The sequence below is a fragment of the Novosphingobium sp. genome (genome assembly GCF_027531025.1).
Lineage (GTDB): Bacteria > Pseudomonadota > Alphaproteobacteria > Sphingomonadales > Sphingomonadaceae > Novosphingobium.
Window position 1 is genome coordinate 31,236 of record NZ_JAPZQX010000005.1, and the last position, 24,473, is coordinate 55,708.

At 67.0% G+C, this 24,473-nt stretch carries 23 protein-coding genes and 2 pseudogenes; 13 read left to right on the forward strand and 12 right to left on the reverse strand.

Annotated elements, in window-relative coordinates:
- The first annotated feature begins 6 nt into the window (after window positions 1-6).
- Both O9281_RS08885 and O9281_RS08890 read left to right on the forward strand, forming a co-directional pair.
- Window positions 7-759 carry an electron transfer flavoprotein subunit beta/FixA family protein gene (locus tag O9281_RS08885; RefSeq protein WP_298184713.1) on the forward strand — a complete coding sequence of 251 codons (753 nt, stop codon included), beginning with the start codon at window positions 7-9 and terminating at the stop codon, window positions 757-759.
- On the forward strand, window positions 759-1,691 hold the full coding sequence (locus O9281_RS08890; RefSeq protein ID WP_298184715.1) for an electron transfer flavoprotein subunit alpha/FixB family protein: 933 nt from the start codon (window positions 759-761) through the stop codon (window positions 1,689-1,691). Before O9281_RS08885 ends, O9281_RS08890 begins: the two co-directional genes overlap by 1 nt.
- A 60-nt stretch (window positions 1,692-1,751) precedes the next feature.
- Here O9281_RS08890 and O9281_RS08895 read toward each other — a convergent pair whose 3' ends face one another.
- The 7 genes from O9281_RS08895 to O9281_RS08925 form a co-directional block, all read right to left on the reverse strand.
- The gene (locus tag O9281_RS08895) at window positions 1,752-2,294 is read right to left on the reverse strand and encodes a GNAT family N-acetyltransferase (RefSeq protein ID WP_298184717.1); all 543 of its coding nucleotides are present in this window, start codon (window positions 2,292-2,294) and stop codon (window positions 1,752-1,754) included.
- Window positions 2,291-3,499, reverse strand: a complete 1,209-nt coding sequence (locus O9281_RS08900; RefSeq protein ID WP_298185021.1) for a DUF445 domain-containing protein — start codon at window positions 3,497-3,499, stop codon at window positions 2,291-2,293. The genes O9281_RS08895 and O9281_RS08900 overlap by 4 nt, the downstream gene beginning before the upstream one ends.
- 59 nt (window positions 3,500-3,558) lie before the next feature.
- On the reverse strand, window positions 3,559-7,005 hold the full coding sequence (locus O9281_RS08905; RefSeq protein WP_298184719.1) for an efflux RND transporter permease subunit: 3,447 nt from the start codon (window positions 7,003-7,005) through the stop codon (window positions 3,559-3,561).
- Between the two features lie 26 nt (window positions 7,006-7,031).
- Window positions 7,032-8,216 carry an efflux RND transporter periplasmic adaptor subunit gene (locus tag O9281_RS08910; RefSeq protein ID WP_298184721.1) on the reverse strand — a complete coding sequence of 395 codons (1,185 nt, stop codon included), beginning with the start codon at window positions 8,214-8,216 and terminating at the stop codon, window positions 7,032-7,034.
- A 201-nt stretch (window positions 8,217-8,417) separates the two neighbouring features.
- Window positions 8,418-8,708, reverse strand: a complete 291-nt coding sequence (locus O9281_RS08915; RefSeq protein ID WP_298184723.1) for a GlsB/YeaQ/YmgE family stress response membrane protein — start codon at window positions 8,706-8,708, stop codon at window positions 8,418-8,420.
- Window positions 8,709-8,835: 127 nt separating this feature from the next.
- On the reverse strand, window positions 8,836-9,135 hold the full coding sequence (locus O9281_RS08920; RefSeq protein WP_298184725.1) for a DUF1153 domain-containing protein: 300 nt from the start codon (window positions 9,133-9,135) through the stop codon (window positions 8,836-8,838).
- 2 nt (window positions 9,136-9,137) lie between these two features.
- The gene (locus O9281_RS08925) at window positions 9,138-9,461 is read right to left on the reverse strand and encodes a hypothetical protein (protein WP_298184727.1); all 324 of its coding nucleotides are present in this window, start codon (window positions 9,459-9,461) and stop codon (window positions 9,138-9,140) included.
- A 133-nt stretch (window positions 9,462-9,594) separates the two neighbouring features.
- Here O9281_RS08925 and mnmA point away from each other — a divergent pair, with 133 nt between their 5' ends.
- The gene (gene mnmA / locus O9281_RS08930) at window positions 9,595-10,761 is read left to right on the forward strand and encodes a tRNA 2-thiouridine(34) synthase MnmA (protein WP_298184728.1); all 1,167 of its coding nucleotides are present in this window, start codon (window positions 9,595-9,597) and stop codon (window positions 10,759-10,761) included.
- Between the two features lie 9 nt (window positions 10,762-10,770).
- Here mnmA and O9281_RS08935 read toward each other — a convergent pair whose 3' ends face one another.
- The 3 genes from O9281_RS08935 to O9281_RS08945 all read right to left on the reverse strand — a co-directional run bounded on the left by O9281_RS08935 (window position 10,771) and on the right by O9281_RS08945 (window position 13,040).
- Window positions 10,771-11,583, reverse strand: coding sequence for a class I mannose-6-phosphate isomerase (locus O9281_RS08935; protein ID WP_298184729.1), 813 nt, complete (start codon window positions 11,581-11,583; stop codon window positions 10,771-10,773).
- Complete coding sequence (locus O9281_RS08940) at window positions 11,580-12,620, reverse strand: mannose-1-phosphate guanylyltransferase (protein WP_298184730.1); 1,041 nt, start codon at window positions 12,618-12,620, stop codon at window positions 11,580-11,582. Before O9281_RS08940 ends, O9281_RS08935 begins: the two co-directional genes overlap by 4 nt.
- 78 nt (window positions 12,621-12,698) lie before the next feature.
- A complete protein-coding gene (locus tag O9281_RS08945; RefSeq protein WP_298184732.1) occupies window positions 12,699-13,040 on the reverse strand; it encodes a hypothetical protein in 342 nt (113 codons plus the stop codon).
- 32 nt (window positions 13,041-13,072) lie between these two features.
- On the opposite strand from O9281_RS08945, the gene O9281_RS08950 reads away from it, so the two are divergent.
- Both O9281_RS08950 and O9281_RS08955 read left to right on the forward strand, forming a co-directional pair.
- Window positions 13,073-14,212, forward strand: coding sequence for a serine hydrolase (locus tag O9281_RS08950; protein WP_298184734.1), 1,140 nt, complete (start codon window positions 13,073-13,075; stop codon window positions 14,210-14,212).
- Between the two features lie 2 nt (window positions 14,213-14,214).
- Window positions 14,215-14,436, forward strand: a pseudogene (locus O9281_RS08955) (GDP-mannose 4,6-dehydratase); the annotation flags it as partial.
- 211 nt (window positions 14,437-14,647) lie between these two features.
- Here the strand turns inward: O9281_RS08955 and O9281_RS08960 are convergent.
- Window positions 14,648-15,664, reverse strand: a complete 1,017-nt coding sequence (locus O9281_RS08960) for an IS110 family transposase (RefSeq protein WP_298184736.1) — start codon at window positions 15,662-15,664, stop codon at window positions 14,648-14,650.
- Between the two features lie 65 nt (window positions 15,665-15,729).
- Between O9281_RS08960 and gmd the strand changes: the two are divergent.
- Window positions 15,730-16,578, forward strand: a pseudogene (gene gmd, locus O9281_RS08965) (GDP-mannose 4,6-dehydratase); the annotation flags it as partial.
- Between the two features lie 4 nt (window positions 16,579-16,582).
- On the forward strand, window positions 16,583-17,524 hold the full coding sequence (locus O9281_RS08970; RefSeq protein ID WP_298184738.1) for a GDP-L-fucose synthase: 942 nt from the start codon (window positions 16,583-16,585) through the stop codon (window positions 17,522-17,524).
- A gap of 12 nt (window positions 17,525-17,536) precedes the next feature.
- Here the strand turns inward: O9281_RS08970 and pdxH are convergent, their stop codons facing one another.
- Window positions 17,537-18,160: a pyridoxamine 5'-phosphate oxidase gene (pdxH, locus tag O9281_RS08975; protein ID WP_298184740.1), complete on the reverse strand. Its 624-nt coding sequence runs from the start codon at window positions 18,158-18,160 to the stop codon at window positions 17,537-17,539.
- A gap of 80 nt (window positions 18,161-18,240) precedes the next feature.
- Here pdxH and O9281_RS08980 point away from each other — a divergent pair, with 80 nt between their 5' ends.
- From O9281_RS08980 to O9281_RS09005, 6 genes are all read left to right on the forward strand, one after another.
- On the forward strand, window positions 18,241-19,197 hold the full coding sequence (locus tag O9281_RS08980; RefSeq protein ID WP_298184742.1) for a J domain-containing protein: 957 nt from the start codon (window positions 18,241-18,243) through the stop codon (window positions 19,195-19,197).
- A gap of 18 nt (window positions 19,198-19,215) precedes the next feature.
- Window positions 19,216-20,220 (forward strand): YihY/virulence factor BrkB family protein, encoded by a 1,005-nt coding sequence (locus O9281_RS08985; protein ID WP_298184744.1) that lies wholly within the window; start codon window positions 19,216-19,218, stop codon window positions 20,218-20,220.
- Window positions 20,221-20,240: 20 nt separating this feature from the next.
- Window positions 20,241-21,044 (forward strand): enoyl-ACP reductase FabI, encoded by an 804-nt coding sequence (fabI, locus tag O9281_RS08990; RefSeq protein WP_298184746.1) that lies wholly within the window; start codon window positions 20,241-20,243, stop codon window positions 21,042-21,044.
- Window positions 21,045-21,188: 144 nt separating this feature from the next.
- Window positions 21,189-21,857 carry a hypothetical protein gene (locus O9281_RS08995; RefSeq protein ID WP_298184748.1) on the forward strand — a complete coding sequence of 223 codons (669 nt, stop codon included), beginning with the start codon at window positions 21,189-21,191 and terminating at the stop codon, window positions 21,855-21,857.
- Entirely contained in the window at window positions 21,857-22,378 is a 522-nt protein-coding gene (locus O9281_RS09000) for a glycosyltransferase (protein WP_298184750.1), read from the forward strand. The genes O9281_RS08995 and O9281_RS09000 overlap by 1 nt, the downstream gene beginning before the upstream one ends.
- An 11-nt stretch (window positions 22,379-22,389) precedes the next feature.
- Window positions 22,390-24,471 carry an NAD(+) synthase gene (locus O9281_RS09005; protein WP_298184752.1) on the forward strand — a complete coding sequence of 694 codons (2,082 nt, stop codon included), beginning with the start codon at window positions 22,390-22,392 and terminating at the stop codon, window positions 24,469-24,471.
- Window positions 24,472-24,473: the final 2 nt, after the last annotated feature.

Sequence of the window (24,473 nt, forward strand, 5' to 3'; positions counted from 1 at the left end):
TGACAGATGAAAGCCCTGGTCTGCGTGAAGCGCGTGATCGATTACAACGTGAAGCCGCGGGTTAAGTCCGATGGCACGGGTGTCGATCTCGCCAATGTGAAGATGTCCATGAACCCGTTCGACGAGATCGCGGTTGAGGAAGCCATTCGCCTGAAGGAAAAGGGCGTGGTGACCGAGATCGTGGCGCTGTCGGTCGGCCCGGCCAAGGCCCAGGAAACGCTGCGCACGGCGCTGGCGATGGGCGCGGATCGCGCGATCCTCGTCCAGGTCGACGATGGCGCCGAGGTTGAGCCGCTGGCGGTCGCCAAGATTGTCAAGGGCGTGGCGGGCGAGGAAGCCCCCGGCCTGATCATCACCGGCAAGCAGGCGATCGACGACGATTCGAACCAGGTCGGCCAGATGGTCGCGGCGCTGATGGGCCGCCCGCAGGGCACCTTCGCCAACGAAGTCACCGTCGAAGGTGATCATGTGGTAGTGAAGCGCGAGATCGACGGCGGTCTGGAAACCGTGAAGCTGGCGCTGCCGGCCGTGGTCACCACCGACCTGCGGCTTAACGAGCCGCGCTATGCCTCGCTGCCCAACATCATGAAGGCCAAGTCGAAGCCGCTCGCCACCAAGGCCCCGGCCGACTACGGCGTGGACATCGCGCCGCGCCTCAAGACCCTCAAGGTCAGCGAACCGCCGGTGCGCAGCGCCGGCATCAAGGTGGCCGACGTGGATGCCCTCGTCGCCAAGCTCAAGGAAATGGGAGTCGCCTGATGGCCAAGACGCTCGTTTGGGTCGAACACGACAACGCCTCGGTCAAGGATGCTACCCTGGCCGTCGTCACCGCCGCCGCGCAGCTGGGTGAAGTTCACCTGCTGGTCGCCGGTCACAATTGCGCCGCCGCCGGTGCCGCCGCCGCGCAGATCGCCGGCGTGGCCAAGGTCCATGTGGCCGACGATGCCGCCTATGCCAACGCGCTGGCCGAAAACGTCGCCCCGCTGATCGCCAGCCTGATGGCGGGTCACGACGCCTTCCTGGCGCCGGCGACCACCACCGGCAAGAACGTGGCGCCGCGCGTCGCCGCGCTGCTGGATGTGATGCAGGTGTCGGACATCCTCTCGGTCGAAGGCCCCAAGACCTTCACCCGTCCGATCTATGCCGGCAACGCGATTGCCACGGTGGAATCGAGCGATGCCAAGCTGGTGATCACCGTGCGCGGCACGGCCTTTGCCAAGGCTGCCGCGACCGGCGGTTCGGCTGCGGTCGAAGCCGTCTCTGGCCCTGGCGCCGCCGGCACCAGCAGCTTCGTCGGCTCGGAAGTGGCCAAGAGCGAGCGTCCGGAGCTTACCTCGGCCAAGATCATCGTCTCGGGCGGCCGCGCCCTCAAGGATGCGGAGACCTTCCAGGCCACGATCTTCCCGCTGGCCGACAAGCTGGGCGCGGGCGTCGGCGCGAGCCGCGCGGCGGTCGACGCGGGCTATGTCCCCAACGACTACCAGGTCGGCCAGACCGGCAAGATCGTTGCCCCCGAAGTCTATGTCGCCGTCGGCATCTCGGGCGCGATCCAGCACCTCGCCGGCATGAAGGACTCCAAGACCATCATCGCCATCAACAAGGACGAGGACGCCCCGATCTTCCAGGTATCGGACATCGGCCTCGTCGCCGACCTGTTCAACGCCGTCCCGGAACTGACCGGGAAGCTCTGAACCGGGCGATAGCGCGAAACACGGAAAAGGCCCTGCGCAAGCGGGGCCTTTTTTGTTGGCCTAGATTCGCTCCCACAGGCCAAGCGCTGCGCCGCTGTCTGGTTGCTGCGTGCCGTAGCGCACGAAGCCCAACTTAGCGGCAATCGCCTCGCTCGCGCCGTGGCCTTCCTCGATCATGCAGGCGGTCCGCTGGCGACCGTGCGTTGCATCGAACCAGGCAAGCGCGGCGGGCATGACTTCGCTGGCGAGGCCCTGGCCCCAGGCGTCGCGGTGGACGATCCAGCCGGCTTCGGGGACATTATCGAGGCCCTGCTCCGCTCCGAAGCCGCGATGGCTGCGGAACACGCCGCAATTGGCCACGATCCGCGCCTCGCCCCGGCGGCGGACCATAAAGGTGCCATAGCCCCACAGCGCCCAGGACCCGGCATTGCGCAGCAGGCGGGCGAAACTGTCCGCCTCGCTCGGCACGAAGCCGCCCAGGAACCGGCGGGTTTCCTCGTCACGGGTCAGGTCGAACAGGTCGGCCAGGTCATCGGCCCGCGGCTGCCACAACTCGTAGCGCGCGGTGGTGAGGAGCGGCGCAGGAGCTGGTGTGACCGTCACAACAGCTGGTCCAGTGCGTGGATCGTCACCCCCACCAGCCCGCCAACCATGGTGCCGTTGATGCGGATGAACTGGAGGTCGCGGCCGACGGCGCTTTCGATCCGGTCAGTCACCGTGCTGGCATCCCAGCGCTTGACCGTTTCGGAGACGAGCCGAACGATCTGGTCGCCATAGCGGCTGGCCGCACCGACCAGCGCGCGGCGGGCAAAGCGGTTGATCTGGGCCTGGAGCGCGGGATCATCGCGCAGGTGGCGACCCATTTCGGCCAGCGCCTCGGCCATCTGGCCGCCGATCTCACCCTCGGGCCGGCGCAGCCGTTCCAGCATGCCGGTGCGCAGGCGTTCCCACACCCCCTGCCACCAGACCGAGACGGCGGGATTGGCGATCAGCTCGCCCTTCAGCCGCTCGACCCGTTCACGCATTTCGGGGTTGGACTGCAGATCGCTGGCGAGCTGGGCCAGCCCTTCCTCGATCTTGGCGCGGAGCGGATGATCGGGATCGACGATCACTTCGGCCAGCAGCTTGTAGAGCCCGTCGAGCACCGAATTGGCCACCCGTTCATCCAGCCCGGTCCAGCGCAGGATGGCGTTGGCGCGAGTGTGGATCAGGTCGCGCACCAGTGCCTCGTTATCTTCCAGCGTGAGGCCGGCCCAGCGGACCAGCGATTCAATCACCGGCATGTGCCGCTTGTCGGCGATCGCGGCGCCCAGCATCTGGCCCAGCAGCGGCGAAACCTCCAGCCGGTCAAGCTGGCGGAACAGCCCGCCGCGGACCTGGTTGCCGAGCCGGTCGGGATCGAGCGATTCGAGCACCTGGGCCAGAAGTTCGGCCGCCCCGGCGCGGACCCGCCCGCCCCCGCCGCTTTGCGGATCGGCCAGCCAGCCACCCACGGCCGCGGCGATATTGGTGCCGCGCAGCCGCCGCGCGACGACCTGGGGGGTGAGGAAATTGGTCCGCAGGAAGGTCGCCATCGTATCGGCGATCCGGTCCTTGTTTTCCGGCACGATCGCGGTGTGCGGGATCGGCAGGCCGAGCGGGCGGCGGAACAGCGCGGTCACGGCAAACCAGTCGGCCAGGCCGCCGACCATCGCCGCCTCGGCAAAGGCGAGGACATAGCCCACCGCCGGATGCAGTCCCTGGTACTGGCGCGCCACCAGGAACACCGCCGCCATCAGCACCAGCAGGCCGGTGGCCGTGCGGCGCATGGTGCGCGCGCGATCGACCGTTAGGCCGTCGCGCGCGTTCACCGGGGCAGAGGGTCCGCTCACTCCGCCGGCAGGGCCCCGCCCTCAAGCCGGGCCTGGGCCTGCCGATCAGGCAGACTGTCCTTGGGATCATAGCTGAGCAGGCGCTTGCGCAGCCATGGCCCCGCGCGGCGTTCGAACCCGTCGGCCAGGCTGAAGCCGGCCGGCACGATCAGCAGGGTCAGCAGGGTCGACAGGATCAGGCCACCGATCACCACCGTGCCCATCGGCTGGCGCCAGGCCGAATCGCCGCCCAGCGAGAGCGCCGTGGGGATCATGCCCGCAGTCATCGCCACGGTGGTCATCACGATCGGCTGGGCGCGCTTGTGCCCGGCATCGACGATCGCCTCGTATTTCGGCACGCCCTGGGCCATTTCCTCGATCGCGAAGTCGATCAGCAGGATCGAGTTCTTGGCGACGATCCCGAACAGCATCAGGATGCCGATGAACACCGGCATGGTCACCGGCTGGCCAACCACCGCCAGCAAGAGCAGCCCGCCCAGCGGCGCGAGGAACAGCGAGCCCATGTTGACCAGCGGCGAGACGAAGCGGTGGTACAGCAGCACCAGGACCGCGAAGACCAGCAGCACCGCCGAAACCAGCGCGATCTGGAAGCTGGTGATCAGCTCCTCGAAGATCTCGTCCTCGCCGAACGGCTTCTTGTTCACGCCCAGCGGCAGGTTCTGCATGATCGGCAGCTTTTCTACCCGCTCCATCACCGGCCCCTTGAGCGCACCCGGCGCCAGGTCCGCGCCGACGAAGACGCGACGTTCCTGGTTATAGCGGCGGATCGAGACCGGGCCCGAACCGAAGCTGATGTCCGCCACCCGGCTGAGCGGCACCGGCGGCCCGGTGGTGGTCGCCACCGGCAGGTTGGCGATTACCGAGATATCGCGGCGGTCGTCTTCCGACAGGCGCACCCGGATCGGGATTTGCCGGTCGGACAGCGAGAACTTGGCCGCGTTCTGGTCGATGTCCCCGATCGTGGCGATACGGATTGTCTGGCTGAGCGCGGCGGTGGTCACCCCAAGGCTGGCGGCCAGGTCCTGACGCGGCGTGATGATCAGTTCCGGGCGACGGGTATCGGCGGCAATGCGCGGCGCGACGATACCGGGCACGGTCTTCATCTGCTCCACCAGGCTGGTTGCCGCCTGTTCGAGCGCAACCGAATCCGCGCCTGTCAGCATTACCGAGATCGGCCGCCCCAGTCCCGGAGGACCGGCCTGGAACACCGCCTGGAAGTTCACGCGCGCATCGGGCACCTGCTGCAACAGCGGGGTCATCTCGCGCTCGAAATCCTGGCTGGTCTTGCCGCCGCGGTCTTCCTTCAGCGTGATGAAGATCGAGCCGTTGCCTTCGCCGATCCGCTGCTGCACGCGCTCCACTTCGGGCCGGTCGCGCAGCAGGGCGGCGACCTGGTCGGAAACCTGCTCGGTCTGCTTCAGGGTGGTGCCCGGCACCATCTCGATCGTCACGCGGCTGAAATTGCTGTTCTGGTCGGGGAACAGCTGCTGCGGCAGGATCGCGAACATCACGCCCGACATGACCAGCGCCGCCACGGCAACGCCCAGCATCCACACCCGGTGATCGCGCAAGCGCGCATTGAGGCGGCGGGTCCAGAACATGCACCAGGCAAAGAAGCCCTGTTCCTGGCGAGTCACGAACCGGTTGATCAGGGCGCCGATCAGCGACATAAGCAGGAACGAGAGGCCATAGGCAATCGGCGCGCCCAGGAGCATGGCCGCGAGGACCAGGCCGAGGCCAGGCCCGCTATCGACCTTGCCCACTTCGGGGGCGGATTGCAGCAGGAACGGCGACAGGGCGACAAACAGCGCCACCGCCGCCGGGATCAGGTGATAGACCGGGGCGCTGGCCACGCGGGCGATCTGGCTGCGCATTTCCTTGGCCCGGCGGTTGTCGAGGCTGAAATGCAGCAGGCGGTCATAGCGGTCCATCCAGGGGCCCGTGCCATGTTCGGCCGGCCCGGCGGCCTTCAGGAAATAGGCGGCAACCATCGGCGTGATCATGCGGGCAACCGCAAGGCTGATCAGCACCGAGACCACCACGGTCCAGCCGAAGTTGTAGAAGAACTGGCCGGGAATCCCCGGCATCAGGCCCACCGGCAGGAACACCGCGACAATCGAGAATGTGGTGGCCACCACCGCCAGCCCGATTTCGTCCGCCGCGTCGATCGAGGCCTGATAGGCCGATTTGCCCATCCGCATGTGCCGGACGATGTTTTCCACCTCGACGATGGCATCGTCCACCAGCACGCCGGCGACCAGACCCAGCGCCAGCAGCGACATCTGGTTGAGCGTGATCCCCAGCATGTCGAGGAACCAGAACGAAGGGATCGCCGACAGCGGAATGGCAATCGCCGAGATCACCGTCGCGCGCCAGTCACGCAGGAAGAAGAACACGACGATGACCGCGAGGATCGCGCCCTCGACCATGGCCGCGATCGAGCTGTTGTACTGGTCCTTGGTATAGGGAACCGTGGTGAACAGCCTGGTGAACTTGATCCCCGGGTTATCCGCCTCGATCTTCTCGAGCCGGGCGACTGCGGCATCATAGACCGCCACGTCAGATTCGCCGCGGGCGCGGGAAATGCTGAAGGTAACGACCGACTTGCCATTGGTCTTGCCGATCGAGGTGATCTCGCCGTAGCTGTCGGTAACCTTGGCGATATCGGCCAGCTTGATCACCCGGCCACCGCCCAGCGGGATGTCGGTCTGCGACAGGGCATAGGCGGTTTCGGCATTGCCCAGGACGCGGACCGACTGGCGCGAGCCGCCGATTTCCGCCCGGCCACCGGCCGCGTTGAGGTTCAGCTGGCGCAGCACCTGGTTGATCTGGCCGGCCGAGACGCCGTTCGACTGCATCTTGGCCGGATCGAGAATCACCCTGATTTCCCGGCTGACCCCGCCGCCGCGGCTGACTTCGGCCATGCCGGGCACGCTGAGCAGGTTCTTGGTGACCGTATCGTCGACGAACCACGAGAGCTGCTCAATCGTCATGTCATCGGCCATGACCGAGAAGAAGCCGATCGAATCGTTCGATACCTCGACCTTGAAGACCTGTGGTTCGAGAATCCCGTCGGGCAGGCTGCCGCGCACCTGGTCGACCGCGTTCTTGACGTCGTTCAGCGCCTCGATCACGTCGACGCCGATCTCGAACTCGAGCGAGGTTTCGCTGCTGCCCTCGCGGGCGGTCGAGCTGATGTTGTTGACGCCCTGGATCGATTGCAGCGCGGCTTCGATCTTCTGGGTGATCTGGTTTTCGATCTCGGTCGGCGCGGCACCCGGCTGGCTGATCGCGACGACAACGATCGGGAACTCAATGTCGGGATCGTTCTGCACCTTCATCCGCGAGAAGGTGACCATGCCGGCCAGGACCAGCCCGATGAACAGGATGATCGGCACGACCGGGTTGCGGATGCACCAGGCCGAGATGTTGCGGAAACTCATATCGCGCTCTCCCGAGGCACCGAAGCCTACTTCGCCGCCACCGGCTTGATCGTTTCACCGGGCTGCAGGAAGCCCCCGGCCCGCAGGACAACCTGTTCGGCCCCGCTCAGGCCTTCGGTCACCACGACGCCGGCGGGCACGATCGGCCCGGTCTTCACGTCGCGGCGCTCGGCCTTCTTGTCCTTGCCGACCACGTAGACGAAGCTGCCCTTGGTATCCGACAGGATCGCCGATTCCGGCAGGACCGGGGCAACCATTGTGCCGGCCTTGATCGTAACCGTGGCAAAGCCGCCCGGCCGCAATTCGGGCGCATAGGCCAGCGCGACCCGGGCAATGCCCTGGCGGCTCTGCGGATCGATCACCGGGGCAATCTGCCAGACCTGACCGGAGAACGACCGCTCGCTGCCAACCGGGGTCACGTTGGCGGTGATGCCGGTCGAGATCGCGGCCAGGTCGGTTTCACCCAGCAGGGTGCGCAGTTCCATCTCGCCGCCCTTGGCGAGGCGGAATAACACGCCCGAACCACCGCTGACCACCTGGCCCGGCTCGACCCGGCGTTCCAGCACAAGGCCGGCAGCCGGGGCCACCACGTTGAGACGGCGGACCTGGGCATTGAGCACGCCCAGCTGGGCGCCAGCCACGCGCACCTGGGCCACGGCGGCATCGCGCTGGGCGGTCAGCCGGTCGATATCGGCCTGGGACACGAAGCCGCGTTCGACCAGTCGCTTCGCGCGGTCGAGATTGGCCTGGGCCAGATTGGCATTGGCGCGGGCCACTTCGACCTGGGCGGCCTGGCTGGCCTGCTGCTGGGCCTGGACCGAACGGTCGATCACGGCCAGCACCTGGCCGGCGCCGACCCACTGGCCCGGCTCGACCAGCACGGAGACGATCTGGCCGCCTTCGCCCGGCACGCCGACCGGCATTTCGCGGCGCGCGGCCAGGGTGCCGTTGGCATTGATCGTGCCATCGACCGTGACCTTGCCCGGTACGACCACCGAAACCACCGGTGCCTGGTTCGCCTTGGCGCCATCATCGGCAGCCTTGCCGCGGTTGAGCCAGAACCAGATTGCCACGACCAGCGCGGCGACAACCAGGCCGATCAGCCACAGCTTGCGGCGCGAGCGGCGCTCTTCCTCGACATCGCCCAGCAGCGTGGTGGCGGAATCGATCTCCGCCTGGTCTTCCGCGGCGATTCGCGAATCGTAGTTCATGGCCGGCTTGCCCCGTATCGGTTGGCGTCATGTGACGAACCCGGAACAGAACCGGGCTGCTGACGCAGACTGTATTACTATACTAAATCACTATCGGCAAGCCGACGCAATCTATCGTCCCGGCCCATAGGCCGGGCTCGCCGGTGGCGCAATCGGGCGCTCGGCCAACCGCCGACCGGGGTCGGCGAATGGCGCGAGCGGTTAACGGACCTTGCCGCGCTGGACCAGATTGACCACGCCAAGCAGGATAACCGCGCCCAGCACGGCAATCACCAGCCCGGTCAGCGAGAACTGCTTCACCGAGCCGCCGACCCCCAGCAGCGGGCCGGCAACCATGTTGCCAACGACCGAGCCGACACAACCGACGACCACGTTCCAGAACACCCCCATTGCGGCGTCCCGGTTCATGACCCGGCTGGCGATCCAGCCAGCCACACCACCCACGATCAGGGCAACAATCCATCCACCCATGGCCCGCTCCTTCTTGCGCATGGCTATCGCGCGACACGCCTGGCGGAATGCCGCAAACGACGACAAACCCGGGCAGACGGAGGCCTGCCCGGGTTTGCAGTCTACACCAGCCGCAAACATCTGTCGCGGCGGATGTTTTCGGATTGGATCAGTACTTGAGCTGCCGCTCGTAAAGGTCGCGGTAATGCTGGATCCGCGTTACGCGCAGGCCCTGCATCCCGGAACGATCGACGGCGCGCTGCCAGGAAGCGAATTCCTCGAGCGTCAGGCTGTAGCGTTCGCAGACCTCGTCGATGGTCAGCAGACCGCCATTGACCGCGGCGACAACCTCGGCCTTGCGGCGGACCACCCAGCGGGTCGTGTCGGGCGCCGGCAGCGACTCGAGCGTCAACGGCTCGCCAAGCGGGCCAATCACCATCGCGGGTCGAATTTTCTGGTTCTCGATCATATTCATCCTCGACCGTCGTGCGCAGAGTGCGCGGCGGCGGCATCGGCTTTGCCACTGGGGGCTTTGCCATCTGCTAAATCAGTTGGGTTAACAGGCCGTGAGCCATGGCTCACTAGACCTACCAGCGTGGTAGTTCCCGACCCGAACGAACCACCCAGCCGGCGCAGCGAATCGACCTCGACTTGCTGGAGCGCCTGGCGGGCGGCGTGAGCAACCTGCAGCCGCGCGCTGAGCGAATGCCAGTCGCACTGCGGGGCGAGGCCCGGAGCGAAGTCCGGATCAAGCCGTGTGCCGTGGGCGACAAAGAGGTTCCTGGCGAATTCCATGCCTGCCTTCTACGCTGACAAGGTCAACATCGGGTAAAGGCCGGGTTTACCCGCCGTTCACGGACCCAGACCGGTTCCCGAGCCCTGCGGCCAAGCTTTGCGCGGCCCGTCGGAGCGTGTAAGGCGCGCGGCCATGTCCTCCGCCACGCCCGCCACTGCTGCCCTGTCCGGCATCCTTGCCGAAGACCCCGCTGCGCTGTTCCAGCTCGATGGCCCGGCGCGGGGCAAGCGGATCGTCGTGGCCATGTCGGGCGGGGTGGATAGCTCGGTGGTCGCCGCGCTGGCAGCGCAGAGCGGGGCCGAAGTGATCGGCGTGACCCTGCAGCTTTACGATACCGGCGCGGCCGCGGCCCGCAAAGGCGCCTGCTGCGCTGGCGACGACATCCGCGATGCCCGCGCCGTAGCCGACCGGCTGGGGATCGCCCATTACGTGATCGATCACGAATCCGCCTTCCGTGAGGAAGTGGTGGAACGGTTTGCCGACGGATACCTGGCAGGGCGCACACCAATCCCCTGCATCCGCTGCAACATGGGGCCCAAGTTCACCGACCTGTTCGCCATGGCCCGCGAATTCGGGGCCGATTGCCTCGCCACGGGCCATTACGTGCGGCGGGTGATCGGTCCGGCCGGTCCGGAATTGCACCGCGCACTCGATCCGGCCCGCGACCAGTCCTATTTCCTCTACGCCACCACCGAAGCCCAGCTCGATTACCTGCGCTTTCCGCTGGGCGGCCTGCCCAAGCCGCAGGTCCGCGCCCTGGCCGAGGCGGCCGGACTGCGCACGGCGGCCAAGCCGGACAGCCAGGACATCTGCTTTGTCCCCGATGGCGACTATGCCCGGATCGTCAAGGCCGTCCGTCCTGAAGGCGTGCGCCCCGGGGCGATCGTCCATGCCGAAACCGGCGTCGAACTGGGCCAGCACCAGGGGGTGATCCATTTCACCGTCGGCCAGCGCCGGGGGTTGGAGATCGGGGGTCAGCCCGAGCCGCTCTATGTCATCGGGATCGATGCCGCGACCGCGACCGTGCTGGTCGGCCCGCGCCGACTGCTGGCGGTCAGCAGCGCGCGGCTGATCGAAACCAACCGGATCGGCCCGGTGCCTGCTGAACCGCTCATGGCCAAGGTTCGGTCACTGGCAAAGCCCGTTGCAGTGACACTTGAGGGCCCCCTTGGTGACGGTACGGGCTGCACGATCCGCTTCGCCCAGCCCGAATACGGCGTTGCCCCGGGCCAGGCTGCAGTGTTCTATGCCGGAGACCGGGTGGTCGGCGGCGGCTGGATCGACGCGACCGAACGCTGAGCCGCGAGGTCAGCCGATCGGCTGGGCAATCAGCACCAGCGCATCGCCGGGAACGGCCAGGTCGGCCAAAGACCCGGCCACCCCGCACTCCCCCGCCGCGATCGCTTCATCACCGATCGTCGCCGTCCCGCGCAAGGGAATGGCCAGCACCGGGGCCTCGCCATAGCGGGCCAGCACCTCGGCGGCGGGCTGCCCGGCCAGCCGGTCCAGGCGGAACAACGGGCCATCGACAAGCTGCGCCGAGCCCTCACCCGGCACTTGCCGACGGCAGCTGGCCGGATGGGGGACGCCCTGCGCCACGGCCAGGCCAGCATCCAGGTGCAGTTCGCGCGGGCGGCCGTAATCATAGAGCCGATAGGTAATGTCGCTGTTCTGCTGAACCTCGACCAGGCTGATCCCGCCCCCGATCGCGTGGACCGTGTTGGCGGGAATATAGAAGAAGTCTCCCGCAGCGACGGGGTGCCATTCCAGCAGGTCCTCGATCGACCCGTCAAGCGCGGCAGCACGCAGCTGTGCGGGGCTGGCCGGTTCGCGCAGGCCGATCCCCAGCCGCGCGCCCGGTTCGGCGTCGATCACCAGCCAGCATTCCTCCTTGCCCTGCCGCCCCTGCCCGGCGGCCAGCGTCTGGTCATCGGCGGGGTGAACCTGGACCGAGAGCGGTTCGGAGGTGAAGATGTACTTGACCAGCAACTGGTCGAGCGCGGGCGGCGGCTCGAACCAGACCTCGCCGATCCGGTCCGGCGAAAGGCCGGTGAACGGCGGCGGCAGGTCGGCCCGGCCCCACGGCTTGGCGACCAGGCGCGTGGCCAGGCGCGCGCTCATTGCTGGCTGGCGCCCTTGAGCTTGCCGACCAGCTGGGTTCCGGCGTGGCTGGTGACCAGCACCTCGTTGCCATCGACCACCACGATCACGTCCTGCAGCCCGATCACCGAGACGCGCGGCCCGTCGCTGCTGACCAGGACATTGTGGCAATCGACCAGTTCGGCCTCGCCCTGCACGCTGTTCCCCGCCGCATCATGCGGCAGGGCGGCATGAAGCGCATCCCAGCTGCCGATATCCGACCAGCCCATGTCGACCGGCACCATCGCCGCCTGGCTGGTATTCTCCATCACCGCATAGTCGACCGATTCGGGCTTGAACCCGTCGAACTCGGCCGCGCCGGGGTGGAACCGGCGGCCATCGGCCCGCCCTGCGGCGACTGCGGCGCGCACGGCGGCATGGATCGCCGGCCGGTGCGCCGCCAGCTCGGCCAGGAACGAGCCGACGCGGAAGGCGAAGATCCCGCCGTTCCAGGCGTGGCGCCCCCCGGCGACAAAGGCCTCGGCCCGGGCGCGATCAGGCTTTTCGACAAACCTGGCCACCCGGAAGCCGTCATGCGCGATCGGTTCGCCGCGCTCGAGATAGCCGAATCCGGTTTCCGGGGTCTTCGCCTCGATCCCGAAGGATACCAGAAAGCCCTCTGCCGCCAGCGCCGCGGCACGGCTGGCAGCCGCGCGGAAGGCCGCCGGATCGGCAATGTGGTGATCGCTGGGGCAGACCAGCATGACCGCATCGTCCGGCAGCCGGAAGGCCGCCAGGGCAATCGCCGCCGCCGTGTTGCGCGCGGCAGGCTCAACGATGATCGAGGCGCCCGCCATGGCGACGAGCTGCGCTTCGACATGATCGACATGAGCCGCGCCGGTCACCACGATCGGTGCGGCAAAGCCATGCTCCTGCGCGGCGCGGGCGATCGTCGCCTCGAACAGGGTGGCGCTGCCCAGCAGCGGCAGGAACGGTTTGGGCTTGGTCGCCCGGCTGCGCGGCCACAGGCGGGTGCCGCTGCCGCCGCACAGGATGACCGGGGTGATGGATGGCTGCATGGTTCAGTCTGACTGCCGAAACGAGGCGGCGCCCCTGCCGAAGTAATCGAATGAAGTCAATTGCATGATCATCATGCGCTAGTGCTCCCACGGTTCGAGCCGGCAACCCTCGCCCTCGGTGAAGGTGGCGGTCTGGCTGGCCAGCAGCGGGAAGGTGGCAGTGACGCTCCGCGCCTCTGCATCCTCGCTCAGCATGACCAGCTCCATGCCCGGTTCGAAATCCTTGCGGCAATCATCCAGGCTGCGCCCGCCCAGGTGGCGGCACGAACAGGCCACCCGGGCGCCATAGGACGCACCGGCTACGGCGAAACTGTTGAGCGGCTGCCAGAACCAGCCGAGCAGCGCAGCCAGCAGGGCGAGCACAAGCCACGGCCAGCGGCGGCGGGCGCGCGGTGAAGCGGCAGGGTTTGCGGTTGCCATCGGCCAGCCTTTGCGCAAGGGATGCACGCGCCATGCCGACGCGCCGCCTTTCCCTTATCCTGCCCGTGCTGGCCCTGCCAAGCCTGATCGCATGCAGCGGGCAACCGGCTGCCGAACCGCCGCTACCGCCACTGACCGAGGCGGCGAGCGCCGCCGTGGCCAAGGATCCGGGCGTTCCGCGCGCCAAGCTGGCGCGGGCGGTGGACGGCTTGTTCAGCGCCCCCGAAACCGCCGAAACCCGTGCAGTTCTGGTACTTTACCAGGGCCGGATCGTGGCCGAACGCTATGGGTCCGGCTATGGTCCGCAAACCCGTTTCGTCAGTTGGTCGATGGCCAAGACGGTCACCGGGGTGCTGATCGGACTACTGGTGGCCGATGGGCGTCTGCGCCTTGACGAAGGTGTACCAGTACCAGCCTGGCAGCGCCCGGGCGATCCGCGCGGCGAAATCACGCTGCGCCACCTGCTGCAGATGCGATCGGGCCTGCGCCATACCGAGGCTGGGGATCCGGTCTATGAATCTGACGAAGTGCGGATGCTGTTCCTTGACGGGCGCGATGCCATGGCCGCCCATGCCGAAGCCCAGCCGCTGGAAGCCGAACCGGGCCGGCACTGGGAGTATTCCAGCAATACGACCGTGATCCTGGCCGATCTGGCGGCGCGCGCGCTGACCGCCAGCACCGATCCGGCCGAACGCCGCCGCGTGGTGGGCGATTACCTGCGCAGCCGCCTGTTCGAACCGCTGGGGATGACCAGCATCGTCCCCGAGTATGATGCCGCCGGCACCCTGATCGGCGGCAGCCTGATGCACGCGACCGCGCGCGACTGGGCGCGGTTCGGCGAATTCCTGCGCAACAAGGGCGCGGTCAATGGCGCGCAACTGGTGCCGTCTGCCTGGATCGAGTTCATGACCACGGCCAACCCGCGCAATCCGGGCTATGGCGCGCAGACTTGGCTCAACCGCGCCCAGCCGGGCGAGGACGAACGCCCCTTTCCCGGCGCCCCGCGCAGCGCCTTTTCGATGAACGGGCACCTGGGGCAATTCGTGCTGGTGGTGCCGGACAGGAAATTGACGATCGTGCGGCTGGGCAAGACGCTTGACGGCGAGCACCGACCGGTAAGAACAGCAATGGGGCGGATCGCTGGCCTCTATTCCGCTAGGGAAGGCAAATAGATATGAAGACAGCGCTGATTACCGGGGTGACCGGCCAGGACGGGGCCTATCTGGCCCGGCTGCTCCTGGAAAAGGGCTACCGCGTGCACGGGATCAAGCGCCGGGCCTCGTCCTTCAACACGTCGCGGATCGACGAGATCTATGAAGACCCGCACGAACCCGACCCCAAGCTGACGCTGCATTACGGCGACATGACGGATTCGACCAACCTGATCCGGATCGTTGTCTAATTGATTTTCTCATGGGCGTTCCTTCTCCCGGTGCCAATGGTTGTCTTCGAGGTCATCGGACGGCGAGTGGTCGCTGTATGTCCGAGCCTTCATGATCGCGGCCGGGCGGAAAGGGTGGGTGTCTCTGTGTCCAACTCGAGGCTTGACCTCTACGATCCGGGCGAGATCACCCTGGCATGGCTGACCGGGAAGAAGAGCGCTGGTGTCATGCCCAGCGGAACTCTGTCTCGTTCAGCCATAGCGAATGGAGCAGCACGGCCAGTTTGCGGGCAACCGCAATCCGGGCACGCTTGTTACCTTTTGCTTCAGCAATCCGCTGACCCCATTGCTGCAGCGCGAACGGTCGCTGCACACGGGACAGCATAATGTTGGCTGCCTCGTAGAGCGATCGCCGCAGCATTGGATCGCCAGCCTTGGAGATGTTCCCGCTGACATCGCGTTCGCCGGACTGGCTGCGTCTGGGAGCCAACCCCGCATAAGCTCCAACGTCTTCGCTGCGGGCGAAGCGGTGGGGATCTTCGACGCTTGCGGTGAATGTCAGGGCGGTGATCGGCCCGACGCCGGGAACAGTCATGAGCCGGCTGCATACCGGATCGTCAGCCGCTCGGCTTTCCAGCAGCCGGTTGGATGCACGGAGCTGGTCTTCGATGACCTCGATCGATGCCACCAGAGGTGCAAACAGCGGCTCAAGATCTGGCCTCTGCTGGTACAAGGCAACCAACCGCTCACGGCGCTTACCGGGTGTGTGGGCGGCGCCGAGGCGCAACCCGAACAGCTTCAACAATCCCCGCAGCTGGTTACCCATTGCGACCCGTGCGGTGATCAGTTGCGCACGGATCCGCAGCGCAGCCCGATCGATATGCGTCGCGGATGCCTTCATATGCACCCGCTTGAACCAGCCCGTGCGGGCCAGCTGCGCTAGCCCTTCGGCGTCGTGCACATCGCTCTTGTTCACGCGCGTCGCCAACACGCCCTTGGCATGGCGGGCGCAGATACACTCGATCGGAATGCCGCGCTCGATCATACCATGGTATAGGAAGGTCGATAGAGGACCGGTCTCAAGCACCACGCGGGCCAGTCCCGGGCAATGCTTACCAAGCCACTTCGCAAGCATATCGGGATCGCTCGCTACGACATCCCTCTTCAAAATCGCGCCGTCGGCATCGACCACACATAGGTGCGTCATCTTGTCACTCACATCCAAACCAGCATAGATCGACATCGGTCACCCTCCTGCATTGAAGCGCCAAGGCGACTTCGTACCATCCAGGAGGGTGGCTAAATCAATTACGCGGTGTCCAGGAAACCCGGCCGGACGAGATCTACAACCTCGCCGCGCAAAGCCACGTCCAGGTCAGCTTCGAAACGCCCGAGTACACCGCCAATGCCGATGCCATCGGCACGCTGCGCCTGCTCGAGGCGATCCGCATTCTCGGCATGGAGCAGACCACCCGGTTCTACCAGGCTTCGACCAGCGAACTCTATGGCCTGGTCCAGGAAGTGCCGCAGCGCGAAACCACGCCGTTCTATCCGCGCAGCCCCTATGCGGCGGCCAAGCTCTATGCCTACTGGATCACGGTGAACTACCGCGAGGCCTATGGCATGCATGCCTCCAACGGCATCCTGTTCAACCACGAAAGCCCGCTGCGCGGCGAAACCTTTGTAACCCGCAAGATCACCCGCGCCGCCGCGGCAATCGCGCTGGGGCGACAGGACGTGTTGCACCTGGGCAATCTCGATGCCCAGCGCGACTGGGGCCATGCCCGCGAATATGTGAAGGGCATGTGGTTGATGATGCAGCAGGAAGAGCCCGACGATTACGTCCTGGCCACGGGTGAGACGACCACCGTGCGCCAGTTCGTCGAATGGGCCTTCGAGGATGTCGGCATTGCGCTTGAATGGCGCGGCAGCGGGGTGGACGAGCAGGGTTTCTGCAAGGCCACCGGGGCGCTGCGGGTGGCGATCGATCCGCGCTATTTCCGCCCGACCGAAGTGGGCCTGCTGATCGGCGACCCCTCCAAGGCGCAACAGAAGCTGGGCTGGCGCCACGAAACCCCGGTGCGCGAACTGGCCCGCGAAATGGTCCGGGCCGACCTCGAAACGATGAAGAACGCCGCCATCGGGCGCGGGAGCTGAGCGCTTGGCATACGAACTGGCCGGCAAACGCGTCTGGGTGGCGGGCCATCGCGGCATGGTCGGCGGGGCGATCGTGCGCCGCCTGGCGAGCGAGGACTGCGAGGTACTGACCGTTGGGCGCCAGGACCTCGACCTGACCGACCAGCGTGCCGTGCTGGGCTGGATGGAGCGCGAACGCCCCGATGCGGTCTTCCTGGCCGCTGCGCGGGTGGGCGGGATCCTCGCCAATTCGACCTATCCGGTCGATTTCCTGCGCGACAACCTGCTGATCGAAACGGCAATCTTCAGCGGCGCTCATGCGGCCGGGGTCGGCAAGCTGCTGTTCCTCGGCTCCTCGTGCATCTACCCCAAGTTCGCCGAGCAGCCAATCCGGGAGGAATCGCTGCTGACCGGTCCGCTCGAGCCGACCAACGAATGGTACGCGATCGCCAAGATCGCCGGGATCAAGCTGGCCCAGGCCTATCGCCAGCAATATGGCCACGATTACATCAGCGCCATGCCGACCAACCTCTATGGCCCGGGCGACAATTTCGACCCTGCCGCCAGCCACGTGCTGCCCGCGCTGATCCGCAAGGTGCACGAGGCCAAGGCCACCGGCGCCCCGGTCACGGTCTGGGGTACGGGCAGCCCCTTGCGCGAATTCATGCATGTCGACGATTGCGCCGATGCCTGCGTTTTCCTGATGCGCCACTATTCCGATGCGCCGCACGTCAACATCGGGGCCGGATCCGAGATCTCGATCCGAGACCTGACCGCTCTGGTGATGGACGTGCTCGATTATGCCGGGGAGATCGTGACCGACCCGACCAAGCCCGATGGCACCCCGCGCAAGCTGATGGACAATTCGCGCCTCACCGCGATGGGCTGGCGGCCTCGGATCGGCCTGCGCGAAGGGATCGCCGATGCCTATGCCGCCTTCCTCGCGGGCGAGGGACGCGGGCTTTAGGCCCGACTGGCCTCACGGATAAAGCAGCCCGGAAGTCCACTGGCCATCATCGCCCAGTTCGAACCGGCGGCGTTCGTGCAGCCGGAACGGGCGATCCATCCAGAATTCGAAGGCATGGGGCACCAGCCGGAAGCCGGTCCAGTGCGACGGGCGCGGGATCTGTCCGACCAGGTGCCGCGCGGTGACCTTGGCGATCCGGCCCAGGAATTCCCCGCGCGAGGCCAGCGGGCGCGACTGGTCAGAGGCCAGCGCCCCCAGCTGCGAATCGCGGCTGCGGCTGGCGAAATAGGCATCGGCCATTTCCGGCTCGACCTCCTCGATCCGGCCTTCGATGCGGATCTGGCGGCGCAGGCTTTTCCAATGGAACAGCATGGCGGCCTGCGGATTGGCCAGCAGTTCCCCACCCTTGCGGCTCTGCGCGTTGGTATAAAACACGAAGCCATCCGGCCCGTGATCCTTCAGCAGCACCATCCGCACCGACGGCGCGGCATCCGGCGTGGCCGTGGCCACGGCCACCGCTTCGGGATCGTTGGGCTCGCTCTTCTTCGCCTCGGCGAACCATTCGGCAAAGAGCGCGAGCGGTTCGGCGGCGGGGATCGCATCAGCGGATGCGGCGGCGGCTTGCTGTTCGTCCATGCCCCGCGCCATAGCCCCGGCGGGGGACGGCGCAAAGCGAGAACCTTGCCGTATCGCCGCACGGCTCCTAGCTAGGAGACATGGCCGATCCCTATTCGATCCTGGGCGTAGCGCGCGGCGCGAGCGAGAAGGACATCAAGTCCGCCTATCGCAAGCTGGCGAAAGAGCTGCACCCGGACCGCAATGCCGACAATCCCAAGGCCGCGGAGCGCTTTTCGGAAGTGACCCGCGCCTATGACCTCCTGTCCGACAAGGACAAGCGCGCCCGGTTTGACCGGGGCGAGATCGATATCGACGGCAACCCAACAGGCTATGGCTTTGGCGGCGGACCCGGGGGCTTTGGCGGCGCGGGCGGCCAGCGCGGCTTCCGCGCCGACGGGTTCGAAGGCTTTGGCGGCGGCAATGACGCCGGGATCGACCTTGGCGACATCTTCGAAGGCCTGTTCGGCGGGCGCGGTGGCTTTGGCGGCGGCGGAGCCAGTCCCTTCGGCAATGGCGGACGGGCGCGAGCGGCGCCCAAGGGCGCCAACGTGGCTTACCAACTGGGCGTATCGCTGCCCGATGCGGCCGCCCGGGCAACCCAGCGGATTACCCTGGCCGATGGGAAGACCATCGACCTGAAGCTGCCCGCCGGGGTGGAAGACGGCACCCAGATGCGCCTGTCCGGCAAGGGCGAGGCCGGGCCGGGCGGCGCGGGCGATGCGCTCGTCACCATCCGCATCCAGCCCCATCCCTTCTTCCGCCGCGATGGCGACAACCTGCGGCTCGACCTGCCGATCAGCCTCAACGAGGCGATCAATGGCGCGAAGGTGAAAGTGCCGACTGCCGAAGGTGCCGTCATGCTCACCGTTGCTCCCGGCTCCAGTTCGGGCAAGACGCTGCGCATCCCCGGCAAGGGCTTCAGCCGCAAGGACGGGACCCGCGGCGACCAGCTGGTGACGCTGGAAATCCAGCTGCCCGAGGGCGATGCCGACCTGACCCGGCGGCTCGAAGGCTGGACCGATCCCCGCAACCTGCGCGCGAAGCTGGGCGTCTAGGCCAGGCCGGGCGGGGGCGTGGAAGAGATACCTCTCGAACAGGCGCGGGCCGAGGCGCACCTGGCGCCCGACCTTTCGCCCGAGGCCCGCCGCAAGCGCGCATTGCGCTGGCGCGCCGGGCTGGAGGAACAGGTCGGCCCGGTCACCCGCCGCCGTTTCGTCCGTTTTGCGCGGGTCCTGCAACGGGTCTGGACCGGGGCCTGGAACGATGGCTTCATCCACGCCGGGAACCTCGCCTACATGGCGATCCTGGCGCTGTTCCCGTTCTTCATCACCGTGGCGGCGATCTTTGCCCTGTTCGGCGAGGAATCCCAGCGCCAGGCTTCGGTCAGCACCTTCCTGCTGGCCGTACCGCCGATGGTGCGCGGCGTGCTTGAGCCGGTGGCCCAGGACGTGGTCCAGGCGCGCTCCGGCCTGCTGCTGTGGATCGGTGGCCTGATCGGCCTATGGACCGTGGGCAGCCTGATCGAGACGATCCGCGATATCCTGCGCCGCGCCTATGGCACGCCGCCAGCCGCCGCCTTCTGGCGGCACCGGCTGATCTCCACCGGAGTGATCGTGATCGCCGTGGTCGGCCTGCTCGCCTCGCTGTTCGCGCAGGTGGCGATCGGCACGGTCGAGCAGGTGATCGCGGCCTGGTTCCCGCGCTTTGGCGATTGGGCGGCGACCCTCGCCACCTCGCGCCTGATCCCGGCGGTGGTGCTGTTCGTGTCGCTCTATGCGCTGTTCTTCACGCTCACCCCCACCGCCTATCGCGCACGGCGCTATCCCAAGTGGCCCGGCGCGCTGCTGGTGACGATGTGGTGGGCGGCGGTGACGATTGCCCTGCCCTGGGTGCTGGCGCGGTTCTTCACATACGATCTCACTTACGGCAGCCTGGCCGGCGTGATGATCGCGCTTTTCTTTTTCTGGCTGGTTGGCCTAGGGATGGTGGTTGGAGCGGAGCTTAACGCGGCACTGGCCGTGACGCCCGAGGAACGCGACATGATCGGCGATGCCGTAACGGAAGACGGCGCCGCCTAGGGATGGTGGGGAAGACACGAATGACCGGATTGATGGCAGGCAAGCGCGGGCTGATCATGGGCCTGGCGAACGACAAGTCGCTGGCCTGGGGGATCGCGCAGAAGCTGCACGAGGCTGGCGCAGAGCTGGCCTTTTCCTATCAGGGCGAGGCGCTGGAAAAGCGCGTGCGCCCCTTGGCGGCATCGCTGGGCAGTGATTTCCTGATCGATTGCGACGTCTCCAGCATGGACGCACTCGACGCCGCCTTCGCAGCCCTCGCGGCGCGCTGGCCGACGATCGACTTCGTGGTTCACGCGATCGGCTTTTCCGACAAGAACGAGCTGCGCGGGAAATATGTCGATACCAGCCTCGACAATTTCCTGCTGACCATGAACATCTCGGCCTACAGCCTGGTGGCCGTGGCCCAGCGCGCGGCGCGGATGATGCCGGATGGCGGCTCGCTGCTGACCCTGTCCTACTACGGCGCGGAAAAGGTGATCCCGCATTACAACGTGATGGGCGTGGCCAAGGCCGCGCTGGAAACCAGCGTGCGGTACCTCGCCAACGATCTGGGCCCGGCCAATATCCGCGTCAACGCGATCTCGGCCGGCCCGATCAAGACCCTGGCCGCCAGCGGGATCGGCGATTTCCGCTATATCCTGAAGTGGAACGAGCTGAATTCGCCGCTGCGCCGCAACGTGACGATCGAGGACGTGGGCGGTTCGGGCCTCTATTTCCTGTCCGAGCTGTCGAGCGGGGTGACCGGCGAGGTTCACCACGTCGATGCCGGTTACCACGTGGTCGGCATGAAGCAGGAAGACGCACCCGACATCGCGCTGGGCTGACGCCGGGCCGAGACCGGCGCCAAAGCCGGTACTGCCGCCCGTGCCACCGGGCAGCTGAAATGTACCGGTGCATCCCGAAAGTGGACGCACCGGGCCTGCCTGCCTAGCGGACCGAGACCAGAAACCGCAGGTGGCCCGGTCTCGATGTTCCGCTCCCTCATGGAAAGGCTCCGTCGCCTGGGGCCGCTGTTCCTCTTGGTCGTCTGCGCGCCGACCTTGCTGGCGACGGTCTATTTCGGTGCGATCGCGTCGGACGTCTACGTCTCGGAATCGCGTTTCATCGTGCGCAGCCCCGAAAAGGCAGCGGGCAATGGCCTGGGCATGTTGTTCAAGGCCACCGGCTTTGCCCGCGCGGGGGACGAGATCTATGCCGCGCACGAATTCATCGGATCGCGCGATGCCCTCGCCACGCTGGATCGCGATGGTGCCTTCCGGCGCGCCTATTCGGGTGATGCCGCCTCGCTGATCGACCGGTTCGACCCGCTTGGCTTCGATGGCAGCCGCGAAGCCCTGTTCCGCTATTACCTGGGCAAGGTGCGGGTCCGCCACGATACGACATCGTCGATCACCACGCTGGAAACCCGCGCCTTCACCCCACAGGACGCCGAACGGATCAACCGCGCCCTGCTCGAACAGGCCGAGGCCCTCGTCAATCGGATCAACAATCGCGGCCGCCGCGACCTGATCGCCTATGCCGAGAACGAGGTGGCCGTGGCCCAGCGCAATGCCGGAGAGGCCGCCGCAGCCCTCGCCGCCTATCGCAACCGCGAAGGCGTGGTCGATCCGGAACGCCAGGCCGCCCCTATTTCGTGATGATCGGCACGATCGAGGCGCGCAAGAACCACCTGCTGCTGCTCCACCTGTGGGAACGGCTGGTGCGCGAACTGGGCCAGGCCGCGCCCGAATTGGTGCTGATCGGTCAACGCGGCTGGGAAGCCGACGAAGTGTTCGCGCTGCTGGACCATTCGCCGCTGCTCCGGGGCCATGTCCGCGAACTGGGCCGGTGCGACGATGCCACCATGCTGGCCTGGCTCGACGGGGCGCGGGCGCTACTGATGCCCAGCTTCATCGAAGGCTTCGGCATCCCGGTGATCGAGGCCCTGCAGCGCGGCGTGCCGGTGATCGCCAGCGACCTGCCGGTGTTTCGCGAAATCGCGCGCGAGATCCCGCGCTACCTTGATCCGCGTGACGATGCCGGGTGGGAGGCAGCGATCCGCGCCTATTGTGGCGACACGCCCGACCGCGCCCGGCAACTGGCCCTGCTGCCGCAGTTTCGTGCGCCCACCTGGGCCGATCATTTCGCCAAGGTCGACGGCTGGCTTCCAAGGCTATAGAGCAGGCGGCGATGAACGCGCCGCTGCCTTTCCAGTCGATCCACCGCCACGGCCTGGTCCGGGTTGCGGCGGCCACACCTGCTGTCGCCATTGCCGATCCGGCAAGCAATGCCCGCCACGTGCTGGATCTCGCCGCCGAAGCCGAGCGGCAGGGGGTGGACCTGGTGGTCTTCCCCGAATTGTGCCTGACGGCCTATGCGATCGACGATCTGCACAGCCAGCAAGCCCTGCTCGATGCCGCCCGCGCGGCGCTAGCCAGCGTGGTGGAGGCCAGCGAGCGGCTGCGCGCCGTGCTGGTCGTCGGCCTGCCGCTGGCCCGCAACGGGCGGCTTTACAATTGCGCCGTGGCGATCACCCAGGGCCGGGTGCTGGGCGTGGTGCCCAAGACCTTCCTGCCCAATTACCGCGAGTATTACGAAAAGCGCTGGTTCGCCTCGGGCCAGGATATCGTCGCCGAGACGATCGAGCTGGGCGGGATGGAGGTGCCGTTCGGCACCGACCTGCTGTTTCGCGCCGCCAACCTGCCCGATTTCACCTTCCACCTCGAAATCTGCGAGGACATGTGGGTGCCGCAGCCGCCCTCGATCCGGGGCGCGCTGGCCGGGGCGACGGTGCTGTGCAACCTGTCGGCCTCCAACATCACCGTGGGCAAGGCCGACGAGCGGGCGATGCTCTGCGCGGCGCATTCCCAGCGCTGCATTTCCGCCTATGTCTATGCCGCCGCCGGGGCGGGCGAGAGCACGACCGACCTCGCCTGGGACGGGCAGGGCGCGGTGTTCGAACTGGGCGAGGAGCTGGCCAGTTCCGAACGCTTCAGCCGCGTGCCCCAGCTGGCCGTTGCCGATGTCGACGTGCAGCGCCTGCGGCTGGAGCGGATGCGCAACGGCTCGTTCAACGACAGCGCGATTGCCGCCGGGCACCCGGAGCGCGAGTTCCGCCGGATCGACTTCACCCTGCCGCTGCATGACAAGGACGTGGGGTTGAAGCGCGCGCTGCGCCGCTTTCCCTATGTCCCGCACCGGGCCGAGCGGCTGGCGCAGGACTGCTATGAGGCTTTCAACATCCAGGTTGATGGCCTGACCCGGCGGATCGAGGCGACCCGCGCCAAGTGCCTGGTGATCGGCATTTCCGGCGGGCTCGATTCGACCCACGCGCTGATCGTGGCAGCCAAGGCCTGTGACCGGCTGGGCCTGCCGCGCAGCGCGATCCGGGGCTATACCATGCCCGGCTTCGCCACCAGCGAGGGGACCAAGGCCAATGCCTGGGAACTGATGCGGGCGCTGGGCATCACGGCCGAGGAAATCGACATCCGCCCGGCCGCCGAACAGCTGCTCAAGGACATGGGCCACCCCTATGCGCGGGGCGAGAAGGTCTATGACGTGACCTTCGAGAACGTGCAGGCCGGGCTGCGCACCGATTACCTGTTCCGCCTGGCCAATCACCACGGTGGTTTCGTGGTCGGCACCGGCGACCTGTCCGAGCTGGCGCTGGGCTGGTGTACCTATGGCGTCGGCGATCACATGAGCCACTATGCCGTCAACTGCGGCGTGCCCAAGACGCTGATCCAGTACCTGATCCGCTGGAGCGTGGAGAGCGAGCAGTTCGACGCGGCGACCGATGCCGTGCTGACCCGGATCGTCGAACAGGAAATCTCGCCCGAGCTGGTCCCCGCCGATGGCGGCGCGATCCAGAGCACCGAGGCGGCGGTGGGCCCTTATGCGCTCAACGACTTCTTCCTCTACTATACCCTCCGCCAGGCCCTGCCCCCAGCCAAGATCGCGTTCCTCGCCTGGCATGCCTGGGGCCATGGGGGCAGCAAGGGGGGTGGAGGCAAGGATGCGGCGGGCGGGCGCTGGCCCGCCGGTTTCCCGGAGGCACGCAAGGAAGACTATCCGCTGGCCGAAATCCGCCGCTGGTTGGAAAACTTCCTGCGCCGGTTCTTTGGCACCAGCCAGTTCAAGCGCAGCGCGATTCCCAATGGGCCCAAGGTCTCATCGGGCGGCAGCCTCTCCCCGCGCGGTGATTGGCGCGCACCCAGCGATGGGCTGGCCGAAGCCTGGCTGGCCGAACTGGCCCAGATTCCCCGCAAATAAGG

Bases quoted from the DNA above. Each gene is read 5' to 3' on its own strand.
- O9281_RS08900 (WP_298185021.1), bottom strand. From the start codon at position 3,499: ATGCGCCGCACGGCCACCGGCCTGCTGGTGCTGATGGCGGCGGTGTTC.
- O9281_RS08980 (WP_298184742.1), top strand. From the start codon at position 18,241: ATGGCCGATCCCTATTCGATCCTGGGCGTAGCGCGCGGCGCGAGCGAG.
- fabI (WP_298184746.1), top strand. From the start codon at position 20,241: ATGACCGGATTGATGGCAGGCAAGCGCGGGCTGATCATGGGCCTGGCG.
- O9281_RS08885 (WP_298184713.1), top strand. From the start codon at position 7: ATGAAAGCCCTGGTCTGCGTGAAGCGCGTGATCGATTACAACGTGAAG.
- O9281_RS09005 (WP_298184752.1), top strand. From the start codon at position 22,390: ATGAACGCGCCGCTGCCTTTCCAGTCGATCCACCGCCACGGCCTGGTC.
- O9281_RS08945 (WP_298184732.1), bottom strand. From the start codon at position 13,040: ATGGCAACCGCAAACCCTGCCGCTTCACCGCGCGCCCGCCGCCGCTGG.
- O9281_RS08890 (WP_298184715.1), top strand. From the start codon at position 759: ATGGCCAAGACGCTCGTTTGGGTCGAACACGACAACGCCTCGGTCAAG.
- O9281_RS08915 (WP_298184723.1), bottom strand. From the start codon at position 8,708: ATGCGCAAGAAGGAGCGGGCCATGGGTGGATGGATTGTTGCCCTGATC.
- O9281_RS08995 (WP_298184748.1), top strand. From the start codon at position 21,189: ATGTTCCGCTCCCTCATGGAAAGGCTCCGTCGCCTGGGGCCGCTGTTC.
- pdxH (WP_298184740.1), bottom strand. From the start codon at position 18,160: ATGGACGAACAGCAAGCCGCCGCCGCATCCGCTGATGCGATCCCCGCC.
- O9281_RS08960 (WP_298184736.1), bottom strand. From the start codon at position 15,664: ATGTCGATCTATGCTGGTTTGGATGTGAGTGACAAGATGACGCACCTA.
- mnmA (WP_298184728.1), top strand. From the start codon at position 9,595: ATGTCCTCCGCCACGCCCGCCACTGCTGCCCTGTCCGGCATCCTTGCC.
- O9281_RS09000 (WP_298184750.1), top strand. From the start codon at position 21,857: ATGATCGGCACGATCGAGGCGCGCAAGAACCACCTGCTGCTGCTCCAC.
- O9281_RS08935 (WP_298184729.1), bottom strand. From the start codon at position 11,583: ATGAGCGCGCGCCTGGCCACGCGCCTGGTCGCCAAGCCGTGGGGCCGG.
- O9281_RS08940 (WP_298184730.1), bottom strand. From the start codon at position 12,620: ATGCAGCCATCCATCACCCCGGTCATCCTGTGCGGCGGCAGCGGCACC.
- O9281_RS08920 (WP_298184725.1), bottom strand. From the start codon at position 9,135: ATGATCGAGAACCAGAAAATTCGACCCGCGATGGTGATTGGCCCGCTT.
- O9281_RS08910 (WP_298184721.1), bottom strand. From the start codon at position 8,216: ATGAACTACGATTCGCGAATCGCCGCGGAAGACCAGGCGGAGATCGAT.
- O9281_RS08925 (WP_298184727.1), bottom strand. From the start codon at position 9,461: ATGGAATTCGCCAGGAACCTCTTTGTCGCCCACGGCACACGGCTTGAT.
- O9281_RS08905 (WP_298184719.1), bottom strand. From the start codon at position 7,005: ATGAGTTTCCGCAACATCTCGGCCTGGTGCATCCGCAACCCGGTCGTG.
- O9281_RS08950 (WP_298184734.1), top strand. From the start codon at position 13,073: ATGCCGACGCGCCGCCTTTCCCTTATCCTGCCCGTGCTGGCCCTGCCA.